General features: G+C 37.3%; 19 protein-coding genes and 8 pseudogenes. 16 read left to right on the top strand and 11 right to left on the bottom strand.

Features of this window, described 5'->3' with window-relative positions:
• The first annotated feature begins 6 nt into the window (after nt 1–6).
• Nucleotides 7–993, top strand: coding sequence for an IS630-like element ISC1048 family transposase (locus SSOP1_RS06045; RefSeq protein WP_052885467.1), 987 nt, complete (start codon nt 7–9; stop codon nt 991–993).
• An 18-nt stretch (nt 994–1011) separates the two neighbouring features.
• On the opposite strand, the pseudogene SSOP1_RS06040 reads toward SSOP1_RS06045, so the two are convergent.
• The 4 genes and pseudogenes from SSOP1_RS06040 to SSOP1_RS16255 form a co-directional block, all read right to left on the bottom strand.
• A pseudogene (locus SSOP1_RS06040) lies at nt 1012–1605 on the bottom strand (IS110-like element ISC1190 family transposase); the annotation flags it as partial.
• 159 nt (nt 1606–1764) lie between these two features.
• A pseudogene (locus SSOP1_RS06035) lies at nt 1765–2376 on the bottom strand (hypothetical protein); the annotation flags it as partial.
• A 187-nt stretch (nt 2377–2563) separates the two neighbouring features.
• The gene (locus tag SSOP1_RS17895; RefSeq protein WP_080514960.1) at nt 2564–2755 is read right to left on the bottom strand and encodes a hypothetical protein; all 192 of its coding nucleotides are present in this window, start codon (nt 2753–2755) and stop codon (nt 2564–2566) included.
• Nucleotides 2756–2846: 91 nt separating this feature from the next.
• Nucleotides 2847–3437: an AAA family ATPase gene (locus tag SSOP1_RS16255; protein ID WP_010923238.1), complete on the bottom strand. Its 591-nt coding sequence runs from the start codon at nt 3435–3437 to the stop codon at nt 2847–2849.
• A 577-nt stretch (nt 3438–4014) separates the two neighbouring features.
• Between SSOP1_RS16255 and sixA the strand changes: the two genes are divergently transcribed.
• Genes sixA through SSOP1_RS06000 form a run of 6 tightly spaced genes read left to right on the top strand, consistent with a single transcriptional unit; the run spans nt 4015 to nt 8447 of the window.
• The gene (sixA, locus tag SSOP1_RS06025; protein WP_009992806.1) at nt 4015–4500 is read left to right on the top strand and encodes a phosphohistidine phosphatase SixA; all 486 of its coding nucleotides are present in this window, start codon (nt 4015–4017) and stop codon (nt 4498–4500) included.
• On the top strand, nt 4501–5754 hold the full coding sequence (locus SSOP1_RS06020) for a Ppx/GppA phosphatase family protein (protein ID WP_009992804.1): 1254 nt from the start codon (nt 4501–4503) through the stop codon (nt 5752–5754). It begins immediately after the preceding gene.
• Nucleotides 5751–6392 carry a dTMP kinase gene (gene tmk, locus SSOP1_RS06015; RefSeq protein ID WP_009992803.1) on the top strand — a complete coding sequence of 214 codons (642 nt, stop codon included), beginning with the start codon at nt 5751–5753 and terminating at the stop codon, nt 6390–6392. The genes SSOP1_RS06020 and tmk overlap by 4 nt, the downstream gene beginning before the upstream one ends.
• Nucleotides 6367–6993 (top strand): dTMP kinase, encoded by a 627-nt coding sequence (locus tag SSOP1_RS06010; RefSeq protein ID WP_010923237.1) that lies wholly within the window; start codon nt 6367–6369, stop codon nt 6991–6993. The genes tmk and SSOP1_RS06010 overlap by 26 nt, the downstream gene beginning before the upstream one ends.
• The gene (locus tag SSOP1_RS06005) at nt 6974–7609 is read left to right on the top strand and encodes a CHAD domain-containing protein (protein WP_009992800.1); all 636 of its coding nucleotides are present in this window, start codon (nt 6974–6976) and stop codon (nt 7607–7609) included. The genes SSOP1_RS06010 and SSOP1_RS06005 overlap by 20 nt, the downstream gene beginning before the upstream one ends.
• A 28-nt stretch (nt 7610–7637) precedes the next feature.
• The gene (locus tag SSOP1_RS06000; RefSeq protein WP_009992798.1) at nt 7638–8447 is read left to right on the top strand and encodes an amidohydrolase family protein; all 810 of its coding nucleotides are present in this window, start codon (nt 7638–7640) and stop codon (nt 8445–8447) included.
• A 406-nt stretch (nt 8448–8853) separates the two neighbouring features.
• On the opposite strand, the gene SSOP1_RS05995 is transcribed toward SSOP1_RS06000, so the two are convergent.
• Together SSOP1_RS05995 and SSOP1_RS05990 are read right to left on the bottom strand one after the other, a co-directional pair.
• The gene (locus SSOP1_RS05995) at nt 8854–10146 is read right to left on the bottom strand and encodes a phytoene desaturase family protein (protein WP_009992797.1); all 1293 of its coding nucleotides are present in this window, start codon (nt 10144–10146) and stop codon (nt 8854–8856) included.
• 543 nt (nt 10147–10689) lie between these two features.
• Nucleotides 10690–11903: pseudogene (locus SSOP1_RS05990) on the bottom strand (RNA-guided endonuclease InsQ/TnpB family protein).
• A gap of 533 nt (nt 11904–12436) precedes the next feature.
• On the opposite strand from SSOP1_RS05990, the gene SSOP1_RS05980 reads away from it, so the two are divergent.
• A complete protein-coding gene (locus SSOP1_RS05980) occupies nt 12437–13246 on the top strand; it encodes a hypothetical protein (protein ID WP_010923234.1) in 810 nt (269 codons plus the stop codon).
• A gap of 49 nt (nt 13247–13295) precedes the next feature.
• Nucleotides 13296–14276: a DUF973 family protein gene (locus tag SSOP1_RS05975; RefSeq protein ID WP_009988684.1), complete on the top strand. Its 981-nt coding sequence runs from the start codon at nt 13296–13298 to the stop codon at nt 14274–14276.
• On the opposite strand, the pseudogene SSOP1_RS05970 reads toward SSOP1_RS05975, so the two are convergent.
• Nucleotides 14277–14833, bottom strand: a pseudogene (locus SSOP1_RS05970) (cysteine hydrolase family protein).
• Between the two features lie 597 nt (nt 14834–15430).
• Here SSOP1_RS05970 and SSOP1_RS05965 point away from each other — a divergent pair.
• A pseudogene (locus tag SSOP1_RS05965) lies at nt 15431–16408 on the top strand (MFS transporter); the annotation flags it as partial.
• A gap of 9 nt (nt 16409–16417) precedes the next feature.
• Here the strand turns inward: SSOP1_RS05965 and SSOP1_RS05960 are convergent.
• Together SSOP1_RS05960 and SSOP1_RS05955 are read right to left on the bottom strand one after the other, a co-directional pair.
• On the bottom strand, nt 16418–17686 hold the full coding sequence (locus SSOP1_RS05960) for an RNA-guided endonuclease InsQ/TnpB family protein (RefSeq protein ID WP_010923233.1): 1269 nt from the start codon (nt 17684–17686) through the stop codon (nt 16418–16420).
• Nucleotides 17655–18242 (bottom strand): IS607 family transposase, encoded by a 588-nt coding sequence (locus SSOP1_RS05955; protein ID WP_010923232.1) that lies wholly within the window; start codon nt 18240–18242, stop codon nt 17655–17657. The genes SSOP1_RS05960 and SSOP1_RS05955 overlap by 32 nt, the downstream gene beginning before the upstream one ends.
• 403 nt (nt 18243–18645) lie before the next feature.
• Between SSOP1_RS05955 and SSOP1_RS05950 the strand changes: the two are divergent.
• The 4 genes and pseudogenes from SSOP1_RS05950 to SSOP1_RS05935 all read left to right on the top strand — a co-directional run bounded on the left by SSOP1_RS05950 (nt 18646) and on the right by SSOP1_RS05935 (nt 21956).
• Nucleotides 18646–19607: pseudogene (locus SSOP1_RS05950) on the top strand (transposase).
• Between the two features lie 218 nt (nt 19608–19825).
• A pseudogene (locus tag SSOP1_RS05945) lies at nt 19826–20164 on the top strand (MFS transporter); the annotation flags it as partial.
• Between the two features lie 77 nt (nt 20165–20241).
• Entirely contained in the window at nt 20242–20772 is a 531-nt protein-coding gene (locus tag SSOP1_RS05940) for a class I SAM-dependent methyltransferase (RefSeq protein WP_009991664.1), read from the top strand.
• A gap of 211 nt (nt 20773–20983) precedes the next feature.
• A pseudogene (locus SSOP1_RS05935) lies at nt 20984–21956 on the top strand (DUF4322 domain-containing protein).
• A 158-nt stretch (nt 21957–22114) separates the two neighbouring features.
• On the opposite strand, the gene SSOP1_RS05930 reads toward SSOP1_RS05935, so the two are convergent.
• Nucleotides 22115–23185, bottom strand: a complete 1071-nt coding sequence (locus SSOP1_RS05930; RefSeq protein ID WP_009991561.1) for an aminotransferase class I/II-fold pyridoxal phosphate-dependent enzyme — start codon at nt 23183–23185, stop codon at nt 22115–22117.
• Between the two features lie 71 nt (nt 23186–23256).
• Between SSOP1_RS05930 and hje the strand changes: the two genes are divergently transcribed.
• The gene (gene hje, locus SSOP1_RS05925; protein WP_009991563.1) at nt 23257–23664 is read left to right on the top strand and encodes a Holliday junction resolvase Hje; all 408 of its coding nucleotides are present in this window, start codon (nt 23257–23259) and stop codon (nt 23662–23664) included.
• On the opposite strand, the gene SSOP1_RS05920 is transcribed toward hje, so the two are convergent.
• Nucleotides 23653–25458, bottom strand: coding sequence for a hypothetical protein (locus tag SSOP1_RS05920; RefSeq protein ID WP_010923221.1), 1806 nt, complete (start codon nt 25456–25458; stop codon nt 23653–23655). The genes hje and SSOP1_RS05920 overlap by 12 nt on opposite strands.
• A 182-nt stretch (nt 25459–25640) precedes the next feature.
• On the opposite strand from SSOP1_RS05920, the gene SSOP1_RS05915 reads away from it, so the two are divergent.
• Nucleotides 25641–26564, top strand: a complete 924-nt coding sequence (locus SSOP1_RS05915) for a sodium:calcium antiporter (RefSeq protein ID WP_009991565.1) — start codon at nt 25641–25643, stop codon at nt 26562–26564.
• The last annotated feature ends 15 nt before the right edge of the window (nt 26565–26579 follow it).

Here is a 26579-nt window from a genome sequence, read left to right as displayed (position 1 = left end):
TGAACTATGCAAGATTTGGTTCAAGCTTATAAGGAAGAGAAGAACGCGAGAATTAAGGAGAGGATTCTTGCAGTGAAGCTGCACGTAGTTGATGGTAAATCGGAGAAAGAAGTTTCGAAAATGCTTAACAAGGGCTATTCCACGATAAAATTGTGGATTGGCAAGTACAAGAAAGAAGGTCTTGATGGACTAAAGGACAAGCCCAGATCAGGAAGACCCAGAAAAGTAGAAGAGGAAAAGATAAAACAAATTCTGGAAGATAAGCCCCAAAAATACGGAATACAACAAGAATATTGGACAATGAAAACACTCAAGATAGCACTACAAGAACAAGGAATAGAATACAAGAAATCCAGACTATACGAACTAGTCCACGAACTAGGATACAACCTAGTAAAACCCAGACCCACCAACATCCAAGCAGAAAAGGACAAGTGGGAAGATTTTAAAAAAAAAATAAAGAAATTGGAAAGAAAGGCACTGTTCTTTCTAGACGAGTGTAGGACAGTAATTAGCACGTCAATTAAGAAGGTTCTAGCTAAGGTTGGCAGTAAGCCCGTAATGCGCGTCAATATAGGTTTTTCCTCAATCTATGTTATTCTAGCTATAAACGCTTGGACCGGCGAAGTAGTGGTTTCTCTTGCTAAAAGGCCTAACTCTGAATCCGTTAAGTATTTCTTGAGGTACTTTAAGAGGCGTGTGGGTAGTGGTAGGGTTTACATGGTCATGGATAATTACTCTCCTCACAAGACTAAGGGTACGCTTGAGGTTTGTCGCAGGAAGGGTATTCATCCCGTGTTTACTCCTCCTTACTCGCCTGAGCTTAATATGGCTGAGGCGGTCTTCAAGTCCCTCAAGAACTACATGAGCAATAAAATATTCTATACGATAGAAGACGTTAAAAACTGTATTAAACAGTTCTTTGAAGAAAATAAGTATAGATTTAATCTTAATGCAATAACATACCTAGGATTAGATAAAATTGAAGTCTAAGAACTTTCCGGAAATACTAGTGAAGATCAAACTATCCTTAGGAACAAGATCCTCAAGCTCTTCCTCAATCTCCCTCTTCCTAACCTTAAGCCTCTCCAACTCGTCCAAGAGGAACCTAACCTCAGATAATACTATATTATCCTCCCCCCTCAATACCTCATTCAAGTTCTTCTTGGACAAACTGTCCTTATAGCCTAGAAGTATTAAATCCCTCCTTAGCCTATTCTTAACCCTAACAATGCTCCTTGTAATAAAATCCCATTGGCTTGTTGACTCCTTAGCCTCACTCGTTGTAAACTCACTGCCCATACTTATAACTAGTTCAGCGAGCTTTTTAGCGTCATTCTTATCACTCTTCTTACCCCTAATGTCCTTGAACTTCTTGAGTACGAGGGGATTAATAATCCTCACGTCGTACTCCTTACCCAAGTACTTAGCCAAGTTGATGTGGTAAATTCCAGTACTTTCTATAGCAACTTTGCAACCCTTTGGCAAGACTTGCTTTACTCCTTCAAAACCTTGCTTATTATTTTGAAATTCATAGTATTTACCTTGGAAGTACACTACTAATTTATCTTTTGAAACATCTATTCCGGCGACTGGGGCCTCCATGTATACTCACCCTTATGTTTTATTCGGGCTTCAAGCCCAACTTCCGGTCCGAATTGGAGGAGGCCAAGCTCCCTCTCGAGCTCTAAGCCCAAGGAGAGCAACGGCCTCAACCCCAGTCAGATCTGTAATACGCAGATCTGACTAATATGTTTTATATAAGGAGAGAAACTCCAAGAGGGCATCTATCTTGGTCTTGAACTTCACCTCCTCACCCCTACGCTTGAGCTCCTCTTCCACCTTTCGGGGTATGTAGGCAATTATGTGGATCACTAGTATTTTGGAAAAGTTCTTAGACTATGATCTAGTGATATATCCTTTGCCTAAAGCTATAAACTTTCTGAAAGCACTAACGTAGATCTGGTTGTTCACCAGATCCTTGACGCCAATCACAAGGAGTTGGATCGCGGGTTCGAACCTCTTGTGCGCCCTACAGTAGAAGATCTGCGCCCCGTTTCTGGAGACCGGCATGGCCCTAGCGTAGAGCTTGTGGTCGTGGGTGTCGTCCACTATGAGAAGGACAGGATGATCCCCGACTAACTTCTTCACGACCTCGATTAGTTTGGCTTGAGCTGCCTTGTCCAAGTTATTCAGCACGGTCTCGTAGTCCATCTCGGCCTCCTGAGCTATCTCGGTAGCATTTCTTCCCACAACCGCCCCCAGGACGAGCCTCTTGGCAACGTCCTTCCTCGTTCCAGTCATGGATAGTATGACCTCGTTAACTGCCTTTTCCAATGCCTTATAGTACTCCTCCCTCGTCAATTCTTTGGTCATACCAAAATTAAAGGTTCTAATTTTAAAAAGTTTTTATGGGCCTCTTGAACTGCCAGGATTTTCCGATAAATGCTATACCATCTAATTTTTCAATAACCTCGTCATGCCTATTGAATTTAATCCCTAGCTCTTGCATTCCTTTCTCTAAAAAGTAAATTGACTTTTCCCTATCAAATGGCTTTAGTGTTTACCCGTGGCGTAACTTCTGCTTACTTTTAACCACTTCTAATTCCGCCACGGGCACCCCTCTTGAGGGCTCATACACACTCACCCTCAACTCATTGGGGCTAGTCGAGGGAAACACCACTACCCTCCCATCCGTATTTGTCGCCCCAATACCTCGTGAGCATAGCCCGTCATCAGTATGGAGTTCATCAATTTATAATGTAGAGGAAATAATATATAAACATAATCATAATAAAGATCATATTGTGAAATGATTAAAAGTATTTAAAAGTTATGCAAATGTGTTACAGTCTAATCTCAGTAGGTGGTCTTCCATGTAGCGGAGAGTCTGACGGAGGTGATAATAAAGCTTTAACAAGACCCACATAAGAACCGGAAAATATCATGTGAACTTTGGGATTAGTTGCGTAAACGTTTCCCAAGATGTCCAAAAACTGCTTAGACGCAAAGGACAACTCTTGTACCTCATCGAATGCGATTACTATCTCATCTGACGAGTTTAGGAGTTCTATTAAACTATTTACTACCCTTCTTTTGCTACCTCCTCTTATTTCAATTCCCGCTGAAGTTATTAGAAAGTTAATATTAACTTTAAACCTCCATGAGATTTTCTCCTTATTAATTTCTGAAACTAAAATAGTAAGAAGCGAATTTAAACTTCTTACTCCTCTTAAATTGATATAAATACCGGCTATTTGCTCCCTTTTCTTTATCTCGTTTATAACAACTTTCATTAATGAAGTTTTTCCAATCTCTCTTTGACCGCCAATTATTATCCAGTTTTTAGAAAGAATCTGCGAAATACAATGCTCAACCTCCTTCTCTCTACCTACAAGTTCCTCAATGGTTTCCTTTGGATGAAGATCAAATATCAACTGTACCTACACCAGTAACTGGTGATACTACAGTTAAATATCTTCATGAAGACTAAAGTTTTTAACATTTTACTCGAACACGCTTTATTGATTTGCTGAATTTCCACAAATATTCAAGAGACATTGCAAACCTAAATTGTACACTTGAGATTATTGAAAGGAAGATAATAATAGTTCAGTGTGAAAAAATGTCCAACAGATCAATAAAACAGTCTGAACTTCCTCCACCCTCTAATAGCTCTCCGTCTACCTTATTGCTTCCTAACGTTAGCTTTTACTTAACTATTTCCCTCCTTATTTATTTAAATCTTTGCAAGAGCCCCTTGAATAATATTGTTGCTATCAAGAAATTCTTCTGATTTTGATAAGAAGAAACGGTTCGCTTTAATAATAATATGATAACTTAACTAGTGAATCAGTTTCTTATCATTAATAGTGCAGGACCTTTCATTTAACTCTAACGTAGAAATTGTTATAACTGCGCATACGGAAAGAACTATTAAATTTTTAAAACAACTGTACAATTATATGACTATGCTATAAAAATGTTTAAATATTCTGAAACGGTATTATAGATATGATAACTTTAATCTTGGTGAGGCATGGGGACGCTGAACCACAAGTTGATGGTAAAGAGGATAAGGACAGAAAACTAGTAAAAAAAGGAGTGAAACAGATGAGAAGAGTGGCTAATTTCTTGGAGGAATTAGGATTTAACGTAGATAGAATAGTTTCCAGTCCGTACTTGAGAGCCTATCAATCTGCCGAAGTTATATTAGAGGAACTCTTCGATGACAATAGTGAGAAAAAAGTTGAAACTTTCGATGATTTGACTCCAGATAAGGAACCTTCTCTATTTTTGGAAAAACTTAAGGATTTCGTTGATAACTCAACAATTCTCGTAGTTGGTCATGAACCATATTTATCCAGTTTCGTAAAGACGATAAGTGGAGCTAACGTTGAGATTAAGAAAGGTGGGGTTGCAGTTTTAGATTATGATCTGAAGGAAGGAAGAGGGACCCTGAAAATCCTACTCAGCCAGAAAGTTCTTAAGCTGATTTAGATGATATCGGCAGTTATAGATTGTGGCTATAATTCGTTTCGAATGGTAGTTTACCAAGTTTTTCGTAACGGAACGTTCAGAGCGCTTGGTTCTTCTAAATCATTCGTTAGAATAGGAGAAGGATTAAAGGAAGGAGATACTATTCCAGAGGAAAAAGTCGAAAAAGCAGAAAGGACTTTTACTATTTTTAAAAGAATATTAAATGGCATAAACGTAGATGAAGTCAAAATAGTTGCTACTAGCGCATTTCGATATGCGTCTAACGGTAACGAGGTTAGGCTAAGGCTAAGCAAAATAATAGAAAATGAAGTTAGAGTAATTTCCGGAGAGGAAGAAGGGAGTTATGCCGCTTTGGGTATGTTAAACACGCTCCCAATTCCTGACGGAATATTTTTCGAATTAGGTGGGGGATCATTGGAAATAGCCGAAGTTACCTCGGGTAATATAATTAGAGTGCATCAATTGCCAATTGGAGCATTGAAATTAGTTAGCCTTCCAGAAAGGGAAATTAGAAAAAAAGTATCCGATGAGCTCTCAACTATAAATATTAAGAAAGCTAATATCATGGTTGGCTCAGGAGGGAACGTTAGGGCACTAGCTAAGCTCGATCTCAAGCTATCTTCTTTTCCGACAAAGTCAGTACACGGTTATTTACTATCTTCGAAACAAATTAGTAAATATGCCTCCCTTTTACCTTCACTAGATGATGAGAGTAGGAAATCCCTCCCTGGGATAAGTAAGGAAAGGGCTTTAACTATACATTCAGCTTCAGTAATTGTTGATGAACTTATAAAATATCTCAATGGGAGCGACATGATTGTCTCCCTTTTCGGTATGAGAGAGGGAGTATTAACTGAAGGTAAGAAATTGGATAAGATGAATTGGTTGGAAGAAATATCATATTCTAATGCAATTGATCCTCCTTTCGGAATTTTTAAAGAGGTAATGAGCGAGGTTGATAGTAAGTACTCCTTCTATGTCGCTTCCTCTGCTCTCTTATCGTTAATCTTTAAAATGGTAGGGTATTTCAACCCATTTAGGGCTTGCTATAGATTTATCAAGGAATCAGTTTTACCTGGTTTTACTCTAGATGAGGTATTGTTAATTGGTTTGATTTGTGAGGCTGCTAGTGGGAAAGTTAAGAAAAAACATGTGAAACTTTTAAAGGACGATATTACAAAAAAAGAGTTATTAAGTTTCGGAAATATAGTAAAGAATAGTATAGACAAGTACGTTGTCGGTGTAAGAGTATGAGAGGCTTATTAATAGCTTTTGAAGGTATTGATGGTTCTGGAAAGTCCAGTCAAGCTGTATTACTAAAAGATTGGATTGAAATGAGAAGAGACGTTTACCTAACTGAATGGAACTCATCTGAATGGATCCACGATATAATAAAGGAGGCAAAAAAGAAGAATATGCTTACATCAATAACCTTTAGTCTTATTCACGCCACTGATTTCTCAGACAGATATGAAAGATATATTTTACCAATGCTCAAGAGCGGATTCGTTGTAATATGCGATCGATACGTATATACTGCTTACGCCAGAGATGTTGTTAGGAACGTGGACTTTGATTGGGTGAAGAGACTATACTCCTTCGCAATAAAGCCTAACTTTACCTTTTACATAAGGGTTACTCCAGAAATTGCTTTGGAGAGAATTAGGAAAGCTAAGAGAAAAATAAAACCACAAGAGGCTGGAATTGATATACTGGGTGAGATACCTTTAGAAGAGGGCTTCTTAAAATATCAGAGTAGAATTGTAGAGATTTACGATAAAATAGCTAAAGAGGAAAGCAACTTCATAACAATAGACGGAAATAGACCATTAAAGGACGTTCAGATTGATATAAGAAAAATTTTAGGTGAATATATTGATAATAGCCTTTGAGGGAATTGAAGGTTCTGGGAAAACATCTCATCTAGAGGCTACTAAAAAGTATTTGGAGAAAGAAGGATATGGAGTAGTTACATTTGGGTTACAGATGTCTAAATTAATAGGAGATAGAATAGCACAAGTCAAGAGGAATATAATATTTGAAAGGAGAACATTGTTTTTAGCTTATGTCACAGACTTGGCTGACCAAATTGAGAATTATGTTAAACCATCAATAGATTCTGGATTTATAGCCTTAGCTGATGGTTACACATTAACATTAACTTCTTGGGGATTAACCAGAGGTTTAGAGAAGGAATGGATAGATGACGTCCTCTCAATGCTTCCTAAACCTTCAATCTCTTTACCACTGATATCAACACCAGATGAAATAGTAAGAAGGATAATAAAGAAAAGGGGTTATCTGGATCCATTAGAAACCGGAATAGATATATGCATCAAGGAGGACACATTTGAGGCCTACATAGATTATATTAATAGGTTTCAAGAAGCTTTAATGTCAATTTCCTCTAGAGAAAACATAATATACACTGACAAGGAATTTGATGAGGTACAGAAGGAGATAGTGAGAAGAATTGACAATATCACAAGTTAAGGATTACCTTAACCTACAGCTCAAAAAGGCTATCCAAATAAACGGTATTGGCGTTGAGGAAATTCACGATATGAGAGTGGCTGTGAGAAAGTATTTCGATGTGCTATACGCTATCCATCCAGTATATGAAAACGTGGAATGCCTATTCTTAGCAAAAGAGGCAATTAAAAGATTAGGAAAGGTCAGAGATATGGATATTTGTGAAATAGCTAATGGAGAGAGAACTAAGCTGGCTATTAGGGCGCTAAAGGATGTTAGAGAACTTCAAGTTTGTTTCGTAAATGATAAGATATACGGGGTCAGACTTACTATATATAATAGAATTCTCTCCTCTTTGCATCAAATACAAGATATTACAGACTTCCACGAATTAAGGAAGAACATAAGGGTGACTAGAAACTTAGTTGAGGCTCTAGGTTATGACAACACTGAAATTAAGGCTCTAGCTAAGAAAATGGGAGATATAAGAGATGAAATACTAAAGATGAGATGTAGAGGACTAACTCCTCCAGATATAAATATAATTCAATATAAGGAAGAGGCTAAGAGGGTAATACTAAAGATAATAGCGTCTCAGGAAGAGTTTCATCATTTCAAAATCGAAGATAGGTATTAATAATAGAAAAGAAACATACCTAATCTTGATGATAAAAGTCATTGATGCTCATGTTCACTATCACATATATGCTAGAAAGATCCCAGAACATTGTAAGGAATTCCTAGAAAATGTTGAAGGAACAAGGATGACTTTAAAGAACGATAATGTAGAAATTGAAAAAATCCTCCTTGTTCCCTCACATCCATGTCATAGTGAAGATTGTTACGATGGATTTTACATTGATTACGAGGAAAGGAAGAGAAACCCAGACCTTTATATGCAGTGGGGAGAGGTAAACCCACTAAAATGCGATGTTAAAAGAGAGTTAGAAAGACAATATTCATTAGGCATCATAGGAATTAAGTTACACCCTGTACATCACACATTCAAACCTAATGCCTATAGGGAAGAGGAAGGAGGATTAAAGCAACTACTTTACATTTATGAATTTGCTGAAGATCACGGTTTACCAATCCTAATTCACACTGGAACCAGTATAGGAGTGGGGAGTAGAAACAAATACGCTGATCCAATTTACGCTGATGATATTGCAAAGGATTTTCCTAAGCTTAGGATAATCTTGGCACATGCAGGGAGGCCATTATGGTATAATACGGCATTCCACATGGCACGTTTTACACAAAATATTTTCTTGGAAATCTCATCTATACCCCCTAAGAATATATTGAAAGTCCTACCTAGAATACATGAGATATCCGATAAAGTAATTTACGGAAGTGATTTCCCAGCATTCAAGGGGCAAGATCTAGCAGAGTACGCTTACCAAGTATACAACGTTTTAAAAAACGAGAAGATAATGAGAGATAATGCTAAAAGAATATTAAAAATTAGTTGATATACCTTTCTTCCGTTTGCAATATATCTTCATTTCATGCGCAGTCATGATGAAGTTAACCCTCAATTACAAGGTTATGAAACTCGTACAAGCCCAACGACACGGACCAGCATTTCTACTTTTTCTCCTCTTCCAACCCTTATGGTGTCTCCCAGCAGACTGCAACCGAAAAGTAAAAAATAAGGAAAATTTTTCCGATTCTCTTGTAATCTCCTAACTCTTCCTTCCGTAAATATTCTATTCCATTTTCTTTCAAAGTTCTATTGAAGTTCATCGTACTAAAGTAGGATATCTAAAACTTTTAGACCAACTCATTACATTTATTAATATCTCTACATTATACTTCTTCAATATTTCTAGGAAAATCCTCTAGACTTCTATTCGAGTGATCTTATAGTTAATTGCATTATTCAATACCCAAATCAGTCATAATCTTCATTGCAGCATTTCTACCCGGTACTCCAGTAACTTGTCCTCCTGGGTAAGTCCCTGAGCCTGTTATATAGAGGTTCTTAATTGGAGTAGCGTATCCCCAACCTTTAACCGGTCTGCCATCGAATAAGTATTCTGTGTACATTGGCATATGATTCATATCGCCGTAGGGGGCATTATATTCTCTCTCGAGCTTATATGCATCTAGTCTATCAATATATATCACCTTCTTTTCCAAATCTGGGAAGAACTCTTTAGCCTCTTCATAACTACCCATTATTGTCATCACATGACCTCCTAGGCTATTATCAACAGCAGAAGGAATAGTAACTTCGCCTATAGGTAACGTAAATAACGTATCTAAATGGCTTCTCATATAATCTGGTAGATTTGGTAATTCCCTTAGCACTAAAGTATCCCTCTTCCATCTTGGTCTAAACTCTGGATGGTGAACTTTAAGCAGTCCGTTGGTTAATTTGTTCAGTAGAACCGGGCTTGCTGCATTGATCACTATTTTACTCTCAACAATTTTATCATTGTCAGTTCTCACACCAGTAGCCACATTATCTTTGATAACTATCTCACTTATCTTTGTATTGAATAGGAAATCTACGCCTAATTGTCTAGCTCTACTCATTAACATTTCTCCTACTTTTCCCATTCCTCCTTTCACTATCTTCCAATCTAGACTAAAATAATATGCTACAACGTACGCTGGCAAATCATACATAAATCCATATGAGAAATAGGGCTGGAATTCCTCATCTAAGTATTCATTTAGAAACTTTCTGGATGGTTGAGTAAATATTTCAAGTTCAGTTCCTTCTACTGCTTTCTTGAAATCCTCAAATGACGGTGGTTTGATAACGTATTGCATCTCTTGTTCAATCTTCTCCTTAATCTTGAACAGTAGCTCCTCCATTTTAGGGTATTTGTATTGACCTAGGCGCTTAAGTTCCTCGAGTCTCTTCTCTTTATTTCTCCATATATTCACAACCTTTCCCTCTTCCGTGACAAAAACATCTGCAATATCTGAGTCAATCGTGGGAAAAACTATCCCTAATTCCTCTTGGATTCTTTTAGGAAATAGTCCTAATACATAAGATGCTCTACTGTATTTAACCCCCTTATATTCTGCAGTGTCAGCCATTCCTCCGGGTCTATCCCTGGCCTCGATAACTAATACCTTAAGGCCTTTCTGAGCTAAATATATTGAGGAAACTAAACCATTATGGCCAGCACCAATAATTATTACATCATATCTCATAGCACACTTATATTGTTGAGCAACAAATTAAAGTTGCATCATGAAGCAGTTTTCTTAGACACCTTAGATGAAAAGCTTTCGATCATTTACTTCCTTGACTTTTAAGTTCGCCTCTCAAATTCCTAAACATTCATGCGATATATTCTTTGTATTTTAGGACTGAGTTTAGACAACAATTCGTTATTCAGTATAAATCATTTAAAGTATTAATTGATTTTCAATTTAACATACGATTCAGTAGTTGACATAAAGGATGTCGTGATTTTTAAACCCACTTTTCAAAAATTTTTATTACATAATTAAGGCATTTGACGAAAGTGGTGTTAGGGAATTTTAAACTAAGTTTCAAATTAAAGAAACTGTTATCCATACTCTTAGGGCTAACAGTTATGACTTAAAACCGTCAAAACCTCAAAAATATCATTAAAACTTCCTATCTATTCTATGATAACTTTATCGATATTGTAAACAGTAATTGATATTTATGTTCAAATCTGGTCTATTAGCTTAACATATATCCGTTTATTCCTCATCGCCTGTGAGCTACCCCCTCATAAATGAGGGAGCTTCCTGCTTCACAGCCCCACCTTGCCAGAGTACTGGTAGAGGGCGGAGCTCCACACTAAGGGTCGCTCCGACCCCGATCCACGTAAGATGTTAAGAGAAGCATTATAGTCACGATCTGCAATCCAACCACAGTTGGGACAAACGAAAACACGATCAGATAGAGACAAGTCATTTTTCACATACCCGCACCTAGCACAAGTTTTGGAAGTGTATGCAGGATTAACTAGGATGAGTTTCTTACCGTATTTTTCCAGCTGATACTTCAGCACACCCCTCAACTCACCAAATCCCACATCACTCAATCTCCTCCTCAGAGACCTCAAGGACTTACCCACAAGCTGTTTAGCGTGAATACCTTCCATCACCACAACGTCATAATGCTCAGCAAACCACTTGCCCAACTTCATGTAAAGATCCGTTCTTAGATTCTTCAAATGCTCATAAGCCCTAGCAAGCTTAACCTTAGCCTTAAACCAATTATTAGAGAGGAACTTCTTCCTTGAAAGTTCTCTGTGTATATGCTTCACTTTCCATAACGCTTTCTCGTAAGGTCTCAAATTAGGAAAATACTCACCATCCGACGTTATTAACAACTTTTCTACACCAACATCTATCGCCACTACCTTACCCGTGTTAGGTAACTTGGGGAATTCGTGATCAACTACGAAAGTGATGTAAATCCTCTCAGATCTTGTTAGCTTCACTACTACCCTCTTTACTTTGTCAAGGGGAAAGTCTCGGTGAACTATTACCTTGAACGTACCAAGATTTGATAGTTTAAGCGTTATTAGTTTCTTCTTATTCTTCTTGCCTTTTCTTATTTCTCTAACGTGAAGTATTTTCCAACCGCTTTGCGTATAGACAAGGGAGTAGTATTTATGAGGTTTCTTTTCTTTTGGGAAACGTGCTAAACCTTCAAAAAACCTCTTCTTAGCTTCGGAATAACGGTCAGCTACTTGTTGAACCACTTGCGAGTAGAGTTGCTTATACTCATCATCTTGTTTTCTCAGATCTAGAGCCAACTGTCTTAACTCAGTCTGCGTAAGTCCTTTCCCATCCCTTTGGTAAAAGTATATGTCTGCCCACCTTAAGGTGTTGTAGATTTCACATGTTAACTTCAACTGGGCTTTTAACGCCCTAAGGGTTTGTTCGTCAGTGTATGCACGGAAGCGAAACCCTAAGGTGGGCATTGATGTGTATTTCGTTATTTTCCTATTTTTAACTTTTCTACAAAGGGATCCATCTCAAAGAGGCGAAGTTTTCCGCCCCCTTTGAACCCCCGTCTGTTATAAAAAGTTCTCATTAGATAAGGATATATTGATAAAAGATCTCATATAGAATCTTATAACTAAAATATCTCTTACATTTCTAAGTTTATCTGATAAGGGAGTGAAGACAATACTTACATGAGTCAAAATCATCATTTATCTGTATAACTTATTAGAACTAAGGCGAATAAAGACGTGTACACACTCTACTTTACCCCCAAAAACATTTTAATCTTATGTTTAAGGTTAAAATGGAGTGGTATAATGATATACGAGGAAGAAGAGGACTTATGGGAAGAAGAGGAAGATTGGGACGAGGAAGAAGAGGACTTATGGGAAGAAGAGGAAGAAGAGTGGTAAAATAGAAGTAAAAAGTTTTTTTATAGATATACCAATCGATCTTCATATAATTTGGAAAAAAAGAGTAATAAGCTTTCTTTACATATATATAGAATATGAAGAAACCAAAAATCTTGCTGAGTATTATTAAGAGCTTGTTAGAAAATAACGGTCATATTACATCCCGACAGCTTCCAAAATCAAAGAAAGTTCCCATGAACCAATTATACAAGGCCATATTAATCCTTAACAAATTAGGGCTAATTCAAATTAATGGAGAGCTAAATAATAACAAGTTCGAGCTTCACCTTATTCGAAATCCCGAATTCCTTAATCTAGAACAAAAAGTCAAAGTAACCTTTTATGAAGATAGGAGCAAAACTAAGAGCTTTAAATTTCACTCTATCGTATTAAAGAATGGCCTTTTATATATTGAAGATAGTAGTTACTGGTCAGCTGATGATAAGGTTAAAACTAAGGTAAAAGTCTATAAACCAAAAAGGGAATTTGGTAAAGTAGTTGTTGAGAAGATTGAATTGGGAACTCAAAAGGCCTACATTAAATTAGCATTAGCTCCACCAACGAAAGTTGGAGAGAAAATAATCCACGGATTTAAAGTAATCCAGTCTAACTACTTCACATTCACGCAAAAGGAAACAATAGAGAGATATGGAGACCCTGAAATGATGGACGGTCTATCAGTAATGCAACCTACCCTATTCGCAACATTAGAAATTAGGTTCCCTGAGAGTTATAGATTTATAGATGTAAAGGCGGAAAAATACGATTTAGTAATAATAGATGGTCCTCAAATACCATCTCCAATCCCAAACCATCGTTTACTAATTGATAGAAATAAGATAGTTCTTAAACTATTTTACCCTCCTTTTGGCTATTATTTCGTTTCGTGGAAAGCTGCTCAATAATTATACAAATTTAGAAACATTTTTAATAGCGATATGATTATATAAAACGATGAACTACACTGAAGCGGAATATAAAGGATTAAGCTATTTAAGGAGAGGTAATATTGAAATCATCATAATAATACTCATTGAACTAATAGCAATACTATTGACATACATCATGCAATCTCTAGGGTTACCCAATCCACTACAAGACTTTCTGATATTACTGCCTTCATCTGCAATCTCCGCACTACTAGTAATACTAGCATACCTTGATATTCAACGAGGTTTATCTAATCTAGCGAAGGCAGAGATAAATATTGGAATAAATAACGTAATATCGTTCTTGTTCCTAGTATTATCGATCTTGGCAATAATTGGAGTTGTTTCTTATACATTATCTCTAGTATTAACTAGCGTTACCAGTTCAATACTCGCTTCATTACAAACGTTATTAGAAATATTTGCATTTATAACACTAATATTGTTAGGATTTTCATATAAGTTAATTGGCGATCATTACAGTAATAATTATTTGTCAATAGGAGGATTAGTTCTAATTTTAGGAGTAATCTTATTTATCTTTAAACTAGAATATGGTGGGCTTTTGGCATTTATAGGTCTAATTATTACATACATTGGGCTTACTAATTTATTAACCATTAAAAAACCAGTTTCTCCTCCACCGCCTCCTCTTCAAACTCCTTCAGCTCCCAGTGAAACTACTTCTTCAACTCCCTCTGCTGAGACCACATCAACTCCTCCGACAGTCAATATTATCTCACACGGTGGGATACTAAGAAGCAATGGAGAAGCATTTATTGCAGTCTCTTCTGATATTGAAGATCAAATACTTAGTTCTACCATTTTAAATACTGACTATTCAACGAATGAAATAACACCGAAAACTCTATCAAAAGGTTACAATTCTATAAAAATAAAGTTTAACATTAACCCTCAGCAGTTTACCTCTGGAAACAATTACACAATTAGGCTAGTCTTAGCCAGTGGAAAAAACATCGATGTGACTACCTTTTTCCAACCTTGATTATCTTTCCCACAATTCAGTAATCTCCTTGTTTGTTAACACAAGCATTAGTCTTTGCATATTTAGTAGAGACCTTTCGTGTGCTTCTTTGTCCGCTGACGATACAGCCTCTTTTGCAACAATCGGTATAAAACCTAAAGCCTGTGCATGCCTAGCTGAAGTTTCTACTCCAATATCAGTAGCTATACCTGTGAAGACTATTGAATAAATACCAGCGTTTCTTAACATTAGCTCAAAGTTCGTTCCTACAAATATGCTTGGAGTATTCTTCCTTAAGATCACATCACCTTCTTTTGGATAAACTTCCTTGTAAATATCACCTGGATTGAATGAACGCCTTATTCTAGGCTGAAATCTCTCAGGATACGGTGTAATCATTGTATAAACTATTGGCACATTATACTTTCTAGCAGACTCTATCAGTTCCTTCAGCTTAGCAATAAACTCGTTTTTATTAAAAATCGAATTTACTAACCCTTCCTGCACATCCCATACGACTAATACAGAATTGTTCTTATTTACTAGCCTCTTATCTCTTCTGGATTGAAGAACGACATATACTTTAATCTTCAGTCAAAATGTTAAAAGTTTAACTACTTACCATATAAGCGTGGACAACAATCTTTTTGATTTGAAACTTAGTTTAAATTCCTTTAGTATCGCTTTCGTCTAACGCTGCTATGTGTAACAAAGTTTTGGAGGAAAAAAGAGTATTAAGAATTAATACATTTTCTCTTCGTCTATAACTAAATCATATGTTGAATTGAAGATAAGCGGATACTTTATATAATTTATACTAAATTAACAAAATCGTTGTCTATACTCTACTAAATAATAGCTACTCTAACATCAGTCTCGTCTATACCGCTGGCTTAGGTTGCATAGCGGAGTTTAATAAGTTACTCAAGTAGTAGCGCACTATACTATTTGGAGGTTTCGTTAATCTTTGCGATTACTTTTGAAGCTTAATCTTAAAAGGTGATGTTTTGCTACCTTCTCTCTCGCTTACTTGAGGATTTCCAAGTTGTGAGAAAAAGATACAACGGTCAGCTAAGGTAATGCTAAACTAGGATACTATATAGATTATATAGGAAAACGATCAATCTATAGATTATTTACGTTATTCTTAAAAGTTCTCTTTATAACTTACACACATGAATGTAAAGAACGTATTCAAACCGTTAGACGAGGCGAAATTCGGTTGGTTTCACGCAAAGTCGTTAATAACAACGGGAATGGGAGTTTTCACGGATGGCTATGATCTATCATCTATCGGTATAGTACTTCTCTCTGTGCTAGCCTCATTTGGTATAACTAAAAATAGCCCAGACTATGTAATAACAACATCACTAATAACCGGTGCTGCGTTAATTGGCGCTACAATTGGAGCAATACTTTTCGGTTTCTTATCAAACATGGGTAGAAAGAAATTTTATGGAATCGATGTTACATTGATGACGTTTGGAGCGTTACTACAAGCCTTCGTACAAAACCCCCTTGAACTAATAATAGTTAGATTTCTTTTAGGTTTAGGAATTGGTGCAGATTACGTTCTCTCGCCAACGATAATGGCTGAACACAGTAATGCTAAAGACAGAGGAAAAACCTTAGTATTAGGTTTTGGACTATTCTGGGGCTTTGGAGCCAGTACCGCTGCGGGATTATATCTTATACTACAAACAATGGGACTTCCAACAGATCTTATCTGGAGAATCGTATTAGCGGCTGGGAGTATTCCAGCAGCATCCGTAATCTACCTTAGAAGAAAGATACCAGAAACTGCTAGGTATTTAGGTAGAATAAAAGGCGATTTAAATGAGCTTAAAAACGTAATTAAAGAGGTTACAAGACTAGAAGTAAGTAATGTAAAAGACATTAAGGACAACGTCAAATTAACTGAATATTTTATAGCTAACTGGAAATTAATATTAACAGCCGCCATTCTATGGTTCCTATTCGACATTGTAGCTTACGCTGGAATACTATTTGGACCAAGTTTAATAGCTAACAGTCTAGGTATGAACTCTGGAACTTTTCAACTACTGATAGAGGGAGCTTTTACTATTCCAGGTGGACTTATAGCTCTCACATTAATAGATAAACTCGGTAGGAAACCATTACAAGTAATTGGGGTTTGGGCTTCATGGGATTTCATGATATTCAATATCAATCCTCAGCCCTTGGGCTTCACCGAAGTCGCGGACGTTCATCCCTCTCCGCCCCATTAGCGGAATAACCCCAACCCACACCCTTGGAATATCACGGATGTGAGGAAAACCGCACATCTTGAGATAAATATTCAGTGAAGCATTCAATTGCCTATCCAACTTGAACCCACACCTCTCACACTCAAAGGTCTTACCAACCTTTCGAGATACAAACCCACATCTGGGGCAAGACCTCGAGGTGAGGTGTGGGTTCACTTCCTTAACGAAAGAACCGTAAAGCGGAGCCTTATACCTCAACACTCTATGTATACTCCTCCAAACAGTCCTAGAAATCTTCCTCGAAAGAGAGTCATTAGCATCCTTAAACATACTCTCTTTGTTAAGCTTTTCCACAGCGAAAAACGTTATGGGATATAGGTCTAGTAACGCATTTACAAATTTACGAACGAAGTCCAGAACGCTATTCCTCTCCCTATGCGAATACTTCCTCATCAACTCTCTCCCCCTCTTCGTGTACTTTGATGCAAATGATTGCACCTTAGCCCTCTTCACCTCCATGGAGTACTTCATGGAATATAACTGCTTCAGAGAGATTGTAACGAATTTCTCACCATCATAAGCATCTAGAGTATAAAGGTTGGAGTCAATTGCCAGAAAGTTTAATGGAGTTACCCAAGGTAACTTGTAACGAAATGACAAATACACTTTCTCCTCCTTAATTATAGGTTCGCCGAGTTCCAACTCCCTAACCCTTCTTGAGAACCATGACTTACTCCACGAGAAGGTGATGTACTCATAAGGTCTTACCGTTATTCTAACGCTTTCCCCCACAACCTTCCTCAGAGTCGTCTTTATCCTAACGTAAGCCTTCTTCACCCTTGGTTTTTCAATCGAAGCTCTCCCCTTTATGGCCCTTTTCCTCCACGACTTCAAGATCGAGAATGCGTCATTAATTGCCTTATCGACGTAATGTGACGCAAGGTGGTTGATCTTCTCCAACTCTTCCCTAAGTGGTTTGTATACTTCCTTCTTCTTCGGTAGTGTTATCTTGTAATTACCGTTCTTTTTTCTTACTTGTATTTTCGTTAAATTCCACAGGTAGTCAATTGCTTTCTGTAGTAGTGTTCTGTATTCTTTAATTAACTCTTTGCTCTTCTCCCTCTCACTATTCTTGATGGAGTACGTGAAGTGCACGTATTCCTCTTCCGGTTCAAATTTTCCAATTCTTAAGTTCTTCAGCACATTTCTTCACCTTTTCGTATTCATGACTTCTCATACCATACAGTTTCCCGCTGAGCGAGACTAGTATTGAGACTAAGTCTTCGACCAATTCTTCCTCTTTGTCCTCTTGGTTTAGTACTACTATTTCACAGTTGTGTGCTTTGCAGACCTCTTCGAGGATTTCGAAGCCGAATCTGACTAGCCTATCTGAGTAAGTAACAACTACGCGTGATACTTCGTTGTTCAGTATCATTCTCAACAACTTCAAGAACCCCTTTCTCTTCATGTTTAACTTGGAACCTATGTCAGTAATTACGAGGTCGTATTCTTTGACTTGTTCCTCTAGGTACTTAACTTGGTTTACTAGATCGTCTTTTTGTGTGTTTGATGATACTCTAGCGTAAAGTATTACTTTTCTTTTTCTAATAATTCCCATTAGCCTCTCTACGTCTTCTTCTCTGAATCTCCATTTTCCGCTCTGTAGTATAACTGGTTTTATGTATCCTTTCTTAACGTATTCTCTAAGTGTTGCATAGGATATTCCTAGACGTTGGCATGCTTCCTTAGGTCTTAGCATTGTATAAGAGTTTGTGGCAAAATAATATAAACTTTACGGTTTATCGGAAACTGTTGGCAACGGCTTCATAGGAATGGCACTATCCTTCTTATCCTTTGCGTTTTACAAAAATGTTGCCACAACTTTTAACCCATTAATTGCATTCTTCTCAGTGGTGTTTCACCAATTTTACTCAAAATGATACAATTTTTATGGAAGAGAAAAATATCAGAGCGGAGTTAGAAAAATCGGCTTATTTCAACACAAGAAGCAAAAAATTTTCATATTTGTTGAAGAAACTAACAGAAAACGAGTTTATATATAAAGAGTAATACCATTTGTCTAGTATTATCAATGAGAGAGAGTAGGTGGAAGGACGAGATGAACAAGAAAAGGTTAAAGCGAGGGACTCCATAACCCCGTTATGCAAACCATACAAGTATCCAAAACGGAGTTAAAGTCCCTCGCTATAACTTTAGCAACAATCAATATTAACGTTATCTCCCAAGATCTAGACCCGGAAATAGTGAAAGCAGCACCATCCTTGCTAACCGGAAACAGAGGAAAATACTACTTGAAGGTAGTAAGACAAGGCGAGAAAGTAATTAGTAAAGGTCAGAGAACCTTCAAGTTCTACCCAATCTACAGAGAAGTAAAGAGAGAGACCAACGTAGTGTAGATGAGACCGGATTAACCGTGGGAGAAAAGGAACAAGAAAAAGCAGAGGGCTTTCTACTCTACAACTGGAAGAGAAAAGGAATAAAGATGAGATCCTTGAACCTCGTATATCCCTTAAGGTTACCCCTCCTAGTGGAGGTAGCAGATTTGAGAAGTGACAGTCCATCACAGTTCCTACTCAGGAGCGTGATGGAAGTAAGCCAATACATGGAAATAGATTACGTTGTAGCTGACGCCGGATTCTTGAACCTAGGGGTCATCAAGGAAATGCCCGTGAAGACCATTGTGAGAGGAAAGTCAAACTTGAAGGGATTCAAGGAACTATCTAACGTTCCATTAGTTGAGAAGAGATATGAGGTTAAGGACAGGGTTTACGTTGCGTATAGGGTCTTGAAATTTGAAGGGCTTTATTATTACGATGTGGTTTACGTTAAGGGAAAGCCGAGGCACTTCATCTTCGTGACGAACTTCGAGGGAGATCCCTATGAACTGGCTGAACTCTATAGGTTGAGGTGGCAGGTTGAGGAGGGTTTCAAGGTTAGGAAGGCAAGGATAAGGTATGTTAGGAAGTTGAGTAATAAGATCTTCTTGTTCCTCTATTACACGGTTCTGGATTCTGCGTGGAATCTAGTGAATCATCTTCTCTTTAACTTCAAGTCCACGTGTAAGAAGGGTTTGTCCTTCGATTTATTCGTCAAGCTTCTCTAACTTTCTCGGTGTTCAGAGGAGACTATGCACGTCGTTTTCACCACGTGAGAAAAATTCAGAATTCTCCTCTTATTATTAGAATTGTACGCTATATTTTTTGCGAATTATCTTAACATGTTATGTTTCATAATAATTTTATTGTTTTTCTCTATATCAATCTCTTTTTGAAAGGACTAATATTATATCTTTCAAATGAAATAATTTGGTGAAACACCACTGCATTCTTCTTATATGGGCTCAACAACTTTTCATCACAAGCTGGACCAGGTTCAGTATCAGCCTCGGGAATGTTAGGAGTCGAGTTAGCTCCAACTAAGATAAGAGGAATAGCACAGTCAATCACTGTAGCTGCCGGGAGAATAGGAGCTGCATTAACAGCATTCGTATTTCCATCGTTTTTTGCGCTTTATGGTGAATCCTTTGCCATAACGTTCCTAGCAATAGTAGCTGGGATAAGTTCAGTAATAACATTCCTGTTTGTGCCAGAGACTAAAGGGAAACCATTAGAGGAGTCTTCAAGAGAAGTATCAATAATGGAAAAGTATGCCACAAGGTAAATTTTTTATTGCTATTCTCCTTTATTTATGTGGTTTTTGTGATTAAATTTTTATAACTAGGAGGCAGAGTAGTTAGTATGCACCATCACCGGCATTATTACCCTCCAGAGGACTTTAGACGGACATTTGAGAGACCAGAGGAATATCTCCCAAATATATTTGAGGGAAAGAAAGGTGTAATTGTGGACTACGGGTGTGGAAATGGATTTTACTGTAAATACTTGTTGGAATTCGCTACCAAACTATATTGTATTGATATAAACGTTATTGCCTTAAAGGAGGTCAAAGAGAAGTTCGATAGTGTAATAACCCTTTCCGATCCTAAGGAAATTCCGGACAATTCAGTTGATTTCATTTTATTTGCCAACTCATTTCACGATATGGATGACAAACAGCACGTTATAAGCGAGGTTAAGAGAATACTAAAGGATGATGGTAGGGTTATTATTATAGACTGGAGGAAAGAGAATACTGGAATTGGCCCACCACTAAGTATTAGAATGGATGAGAAAGACTACATGGGATGGTTTAGCAACTTCGTAGTGGAGAAGAGATTTAACCCAACACCTTATCACTTTGGACTAGTGCTTAAGAGAAAGACTAGTTGATATACCAGTACACTTACTAGTATACTCGGTTTCTAGAAGTGAACTACCCTGCCCTAACCGGTAGACCCAAAATCATTTTACAAAAATAATTTGGATTGAATAATATTAGATTTATTTAACATAATCAAGTTTATAACAACATTAAGAATCCAATAAATTGGAAAAAAGGTTTAAAGCGAGGGAATCGGTATTACCATGAGGGTTCATGAGAATACCAATTCCCTCATTAAATAGTCAACAAGCAAGATATAAATTACTTTCCATGTTAAACTTCCAAGGGAAAAAGGCAGAAAACCTAGAAAAACATTAATCTCAGCATGTTTATGGAACGACTCCATAGAGAGCAAGTCAAGCGCGTACAACATATCACCACAAACCGTGAGAAACTACGTTCAGAAGCAAGGAGTGGATAGTTGAGAAACTCTTGAAACAAGTGAGGAATCCTTGGAGACGATGAAAGGAGAAAAGGAAATAGACTGGACCACTAAAACTTGGTACGGAAAACCGGTGAAAGGACTCAGAAAAGGGAAACTCGTGGAACTATACTACCACACATGATGGCCTACTGGCTTTCGTCACACAAGTGAACGGGATGACCAAGGATGATATCGTGAAAATCCTCGTGGAGCAAGTTGCAATGGGGTTCAAGATAAGGTTGATAACTCTTGATGGCTTCTACACAGTTGATGTGCTCAACTTCATTTAGGTTCAATTATATAATTTGGAGTTCCCGTTGGCGATGTCAAGATCTATGAGGAGTTTGATGGTGAATATGTTACGAATAGTAAGAGGCATAGTGAGGATGAGTAAGTTAAGTTCAGGCTTCTGGTCTATAGTAGGGAGATTAAGAGGAGAAAGAAGGAGGTTGTTTACTTCGCGAGGGGGACTAATCTCGACCTACCGAAGAATGAGGTGTTGTACAATAAGGTAAGGAGTACGATAGGGACTTCTTACAGGGACATAAAGGCTTTCCTTCCCTTCACCAGTTCCACTAGGTTCGTCTTCCGCGTGTTGATCTTCGTGCTATGGTTCTTTGCTCCTTATTTAAGGGTGTGGTGAGGAGGGAGGAGTTTAGGTTATTGCTTATCCTTTTGTTTCTTGATGATTTATTCAATCTGAAAAATTCTCCATTTAATCCAAAGAAAACGCTTATTAATACTATAGATTTATTTTTATGGAGGTGATTTTGGGTCTACCGTTACGGATGGGGTCTCCTCCCTTAACCCCCATTAAGGTAAAAATCCTAGGTTTTTAACCACATTTGGGCTATACCAAACTATTGAAACCTATTGGGTATTATTGATTTGCGTATTACTTGGGAATTGTTGAAAACTACCCCTTTTTATTCATACTCCCTTAAATACCCTATGAATAATGATAATGCCTCATTTAAAAACTCTGTATTTGTACTTCCCAAACCAATCCTGACATAACCGGGCATCTCAAAGCACTCTCCAGGATTAACCAACACACTATATTTCTCAAACAACCTTGCACTGAAATCGTAAGTGTTCTTAACATTCAATTTAAGATAAGCTAATACTGTAGCATTAGGTTCAACCCACTTAACGTCAATATCACTTATTAACCTCTCCAATAACCTTATATTATTTAACCCAATTCTCCTCGCCCTATCCATATATTTCTCCTTCTCTAAGAGTACATTATATGCTATTTCTTGCCCTAAAATTGAGGGTGAAATTGACGTGTAATCTCTAATACTCCACATCTTATCAACTAACTCTTTGTTTGCCACAACCCACCCTATTCTTATCCCCGGTAATCCATAAACCTTTGACATACTATTGGTACTTATTGCATTGTCGTATAAGTCAATAAAGCTTGGTCTTATATTTCCATCATGCTCCGACCCCCTATAAACCTCATCAGCTATTATGGTCACTTGATTATCCTCAGCTATATCAACGATTCCCTTAATTTCACTTTCAGAAAGTGCCATGCCAGTTGGATTATTCGGGTTTGTTATTACTATTGCCTTGGTTTTCTTACTAACCATTTCGTTGAGCTCATTTAAGTCTAACTTAAAGTTATCATTTAGCCAAATGTACTTTATCTTGGCGTTTATTCCCCTTAGTAATCCGGGGATTTGCATGTAATTGGGCATTTCTACTATTACTTCATCTCCTGGTTCTATTGTGGAGAGGACTGTTACGTAGTTGGCTTCCGCACCTCCTGCTGTTATTATTACGTCTTCCTCTTTCTTCCCGGGATAGAAGGATGATACTAGTTGCCTTAGTTTTATTAGTCCCTTTGTGTGACCATACTCTAGCTTAACGTTAGGTATTTGGATTTCACTTAGATCTAATGGTTCTACTCCACTTTCTGAAAGGACGTATTTAGCTCTCCAATCCCTTAAGGATTGCCATCTTTCAAGGCAAAATTCTGGGTACATTATGAGATATTGGGTTTCATGTATTAATAAGGTTCCTTGCTTTTTAATCTTTTGAACGCTATGTAGTTTTCATGAATAGGGATATAGGTAAGAACGCTGAGAGGGAATTAGTTTCCATCTTGAGGGGAGAGGGATTTAACGCAGTTAGGATTCCCACTTCAAATTCGTCTCCGAATCCATTACCGGACATTTTCGCTACCAAGGGGAACACTTTGTTGTCAATTGAGTGTAAGAGTACTTGGGAAAATAAGGTAAAGGTTAAGGAGCACCAAGTGAGGAAGTTGTTAGATTTTTTATCGATGTTTACTATGAAGGGTGTACCATTAATAGCTATTAAGTTCAAGCAAGTTCACGAATGGAGAGTTCTAGTCCCAGAAAAAGCTGAGGATATAATAGTGACAATCGATAATTCGATCCCTATAGAAGACCTTTTCAAAATACTGGAGAAGAGGATTGAGGAAAAAATATTAACGCCTTAAGAGGATTATTACCACCACAGCTACTACTATTATTATAACAGCTGCTATTGCTCCTAAAATTAAGTAATTTGGAGATTCTACTAATGTTTCAGTTATTGGTTGGTTCACTGTAATTGTAGCTCCCGGAGAGACATTATACGTTCCCTTAAACGTGGCAGTTTCGTAGAATGGCACACTCGCATTAAGGACTATCTTTGATCCCGAGTTATAGAATTTAGACACACCATTAATTGTGACTAGATATTGTGTGACTGTAAGTAGCTTTAGGGTTTCGGGTGAGTTCACTGTAAATGACTGTGAGGGTGATATACCAACTATTATAACCCTCTCTTGTGGACTAATGTTGTAAGTGTAGTTTAACACTAGTATCGATGTTCCAGCGTTTATCCAGGAGGAGTTAAGTATAGTCTTAGAACCGTTAATTAGTACTTGGACTGGTATGGGAGAAGAGACGTTGACGAAGTATTGAGTTATGGTTGTAGTGCTTATGGTATAGGAGCCATTTACAATTATCTCTAAGGATGGAAGAACTTTACCTAAGATTAATCTCTCTCCATTTCCCACGTAGTATGTAAGGTTCTCTATTTTGATTGATGTTCCTTGATTATACCAACCTGCTGTAAGGCTTTCATTTGCGCCGTTTATTAAGGCTTTTAATTGAACTGGAGAGTTAACGTTAATGAAATATTGGGTTACAGTATTTACTTTTATCGTAGTAGGCTGATTTACTGTTATAACCTCTGAGGGTGAGAAATTAGCTATTACATATCTCTCAACACTGCTTACGTATTTCGTTATATTTTCTAGTTTGATTGTAGTGCCTTGTGTGAACCAGTTTGTAGAGTTTAAGGTCTCGTTAGCTCCGTTTACTATTGCGTAAACTGGGATTTGGGATTGTACGGTAACTAGATATTGGTTAATATAATATTCATTGATTTCGCCAGGAGCTTTAATGATCCCAGTGAAGTTTACCGCTATCCATCTCTCTCCTTGGACGTTAGATTGAAGTTCTGGCGAGTAAATATAAGCTGAATTGGCATCTACCCAAACTGATGCTGGTGCTTTTGCTGTTTCGTTCATTCCAAGACTTCGATAGTAAACTGTAGGTGGAGAGTAGCCAGTACCTCCTTGGACTGTGTAATTAAAGGTAACTAGATATTGTTGATAATATGTAGGCGTTATGGATGTAGTCGCTGGGGTTATAGTACCACTAGTGTAATTGGTAGCCCATCTGATATTATTTTCAGTTATTGCTTGCTCAACTTGATATGAAGTACCGGAAGGAACGTTAACTGTACCTTGAAGAGGAACTGTAATTGTTGTACCATTAGGGAAAGTTAAGGTTATGGTTGGCGTTTGTGGTAGTGCTTGACCGACAACACCGTAACCCAGATGTACTGTAACTAATGGAGTTCTTTGAATAACGTTAACGTTAATGGTACCTACTGCCACACCGCCCGCAACTTCTATTGTAATTTGCCATGTCCCGGGAACATTGGGGAAAGCATAGGCATTAGGTACGTATATTCCACCACTTCCATTAATTTGAACGGGTATTGTCACAGCTAAGGATGAATTGGGGAAAAAGAAGTTTATGGTTGCTGCATCTGTTGCAAATTGTTGCGGTAGTAATGCGTCAATGGTTATTGATTGCCCAGTGTAATAGGACTCACCGTTATAGGCTGGACTGTAAAAAGTTATACCACCAGACGTATAGACGGCGCTAGTGAGTAAAGTAACTAATGGAGTTAATATTACTATTAAGGAAATTAAATGCTTTGCCTTCATATACATCTCACTTTAAGTATTATCCAAAAGTAATCCTTAAAAAAGCTTTTAGCAATATCCATATGTTCGGCTAAATTCATATCTGAGTATTTTCTCATCTTAATCCAAAGATTTTAGTGATTGAATATTAGATTAATTCTATCTTAAGAGATTAATCTTATAAGCATATAACTTGATTACTATGAAGAATGCTACTATTTTGGTTAGAATTTATCGGAATTTTCATAGCGATCTTTGTGTCTGCAGAGCTCTTAGCTAAAGGGGCAGACGAACTAGAGGATTTCTTAGGACAAGGTATAACTGGTGGTATAATACTCGGATTCCTCACGGCGTTACCAGAGACCATTTTCGTAATTGTAGCATCTTTAGAAGGTAGTTTTGATGTTGCATTAGGCTCAGCAATTGGAGGTAACGTATTGTTATTTACATTAGGTATTGGACTAGTTGGAGTATTTTATGCATTTAAGTGGAGGACTGCACTTCAAATTTCTAGTGAGTATAGTGTTGAAAATGTTTTTCTGGTATTAACTACTATTGGAATGTTACTCGTTCTGATTTACGGAAAATTAAATATCATTTCGGGGCTTTTACTTATATTAATCTACGTTATTTACGTTGTCTATAGGGTAGCTAAATTTAGGAGAGAGGGAATGGAGAGAGAAAAGGGTAATTTAATGAAGCCAGTTGGATTTATAATTGCTGGAGGGGTTCTACTAGTGGTCTTTTCGCATTACTTTGTAGAGTATATAAATGAGATCGCAATCATGTTCAATGTTCCTGCAATATGGCTTTCACTAGTAATAGCACCTATAGCGGGAGAACTTGAAGAAAAGATCTCGGCATTTAGGTTGGTTCTAATGTCCAAAGATGGAGGATCGCTTTCGATTTTGAGTTTCGTTGGAAGTAAGATCGAGAACGCAACTGTATTGTTAGGGATTATAGGTATTTTTACGGATTACGAATTACAGCAAGCCTTACCAGAATACGCTTCTTCCCTAATTGCTAATATGATAGCCTTATATGTACTTTTTGATAAGAGGCTTAAGACATTTGAATCTGTAATTCTGATTGGTGTTTATGTAATAATAGTAATATTATCCTTCTATCTCTAGACAGAATTTTTAAAG

Origin of the sequence: Saccharolobus solfataricus, from assembly GCF_900079115.1 — an archaeon.
Lineage (GTDB): Archaea > Thermoproteota > Thermoprotei_A > Sulfolobales > Sulfolobaceae > Saccharolobus > Saccharolobus solfataricus.
The sequence above is the reverse complement of the archived record's forward strand: the minus strand, read 5'-3'. Positions and strand labels throughout refer to the sequence as shown.

What these genes read in the sequence shown, in the direction of transcription:
- SSOP1_RS06045 (WP_052885467.1), top strand. Translation starts at nt 7, where the DNA reads ATGCAAGATTTGGTTCAAGCTTATAAGGAAGAGAAGAACGCGAGAATT.
- sixA (WP_009992806.1), top strand. Translation starts at nt 4,015, where the DNA reads ATGATAACTTTAATCTTGGTGAGGCATGGGGACGCTGAACCACAAGTT.
- SSOP1_RS06020 (WP_009992804.1), top strand. Translation starts at nt 4,501, where the DNA reads ATGATATCGGCAGTTATAGATTGTGGCTATAATTCGTTTCGAATGGTA.
- tmk (WP_009992803.1), top strand. Translation starts at nt 5,751, where the DNA reads ATGAGAGGCTTATTAATAGCTTTTGAAGGTATTGATGGTTCTGGAAAG.
- SSOP1_RS06000 (WP_009992798.1), top strand. Translation starts at nt 7,638, where the DNA reads ATGATAAAAGTCATTGATGCTCATGTTCACTATCACATATATGCTAGA.
- SSOP1_RS05995 (WP_009992797.1), bottom strand. Translation starts at nt 10,146, where the DNA reads ATGAGATATGATGTAATAATTATTGGTGCTGGCCATAATGGTTTAGTT.
- SSOP1_RS05980 (WP_010923234.1), top strand. Translation starts at nt 12,437, where the DNA reads ATGAAGAAACCAAAAATCTTGCTGAGTATTATTAAGAGCTTGTTAGAA.
- SSOP1_RS05975 (WP_009988684.1), top strand. Translation starts at nt 13,296, where the DNA reads ATGAACTACACTGAAGCGGAATATAAAGGATTAAGCTATTTAAGGAGA.
- SSOP1_RS05955 (WP_010923232.1), bottom strand. Translation starts at nt 18,242, where the DNA reads ATGCTAAGACCTAAGGAAGCATGCCAACGTCTAGGAATATCCTATGCA.
- SSOP1_RS05940 (WP_009991664.1), top strand. Translation starts at nt 20,242, where the DNA reads ATGCACCATCACCGGCATTATTACCCTCCAGAGGACTTTAGACGGACA.
- SSOP1_RS05930 (WP_009991561.1), bottom strand. Translation starts at nt 23,185, where the DNA reads ATGTACCCAGAATTTTGCCTTGAAAGATGGCAATCCTTAAGGGATTGG.
- hje (WP_009991563.1), top strand. Translation starts at nt 23,257, where the DNA reads ATGAATAGGGATATAGGTAAGAACGCTGAGAGGGAATTAGTTTCCATC.
- SSOP1_RS05920 (WP_010923221.1), bottom strand. Translation starts at nt 25,458, where the DNA reads ATGTATATGAAGGCAAAGCATTTAATTTCCTTAATAGTAATATTAACT.
- SSOP1_RS05915 (WP_009991565.1), top strand. Translation starts at nt 25,641, where the DNA reads ATGCTACTATTTTGGTTAGAATTTATCGGAATTTTCATAGCGATCTTT.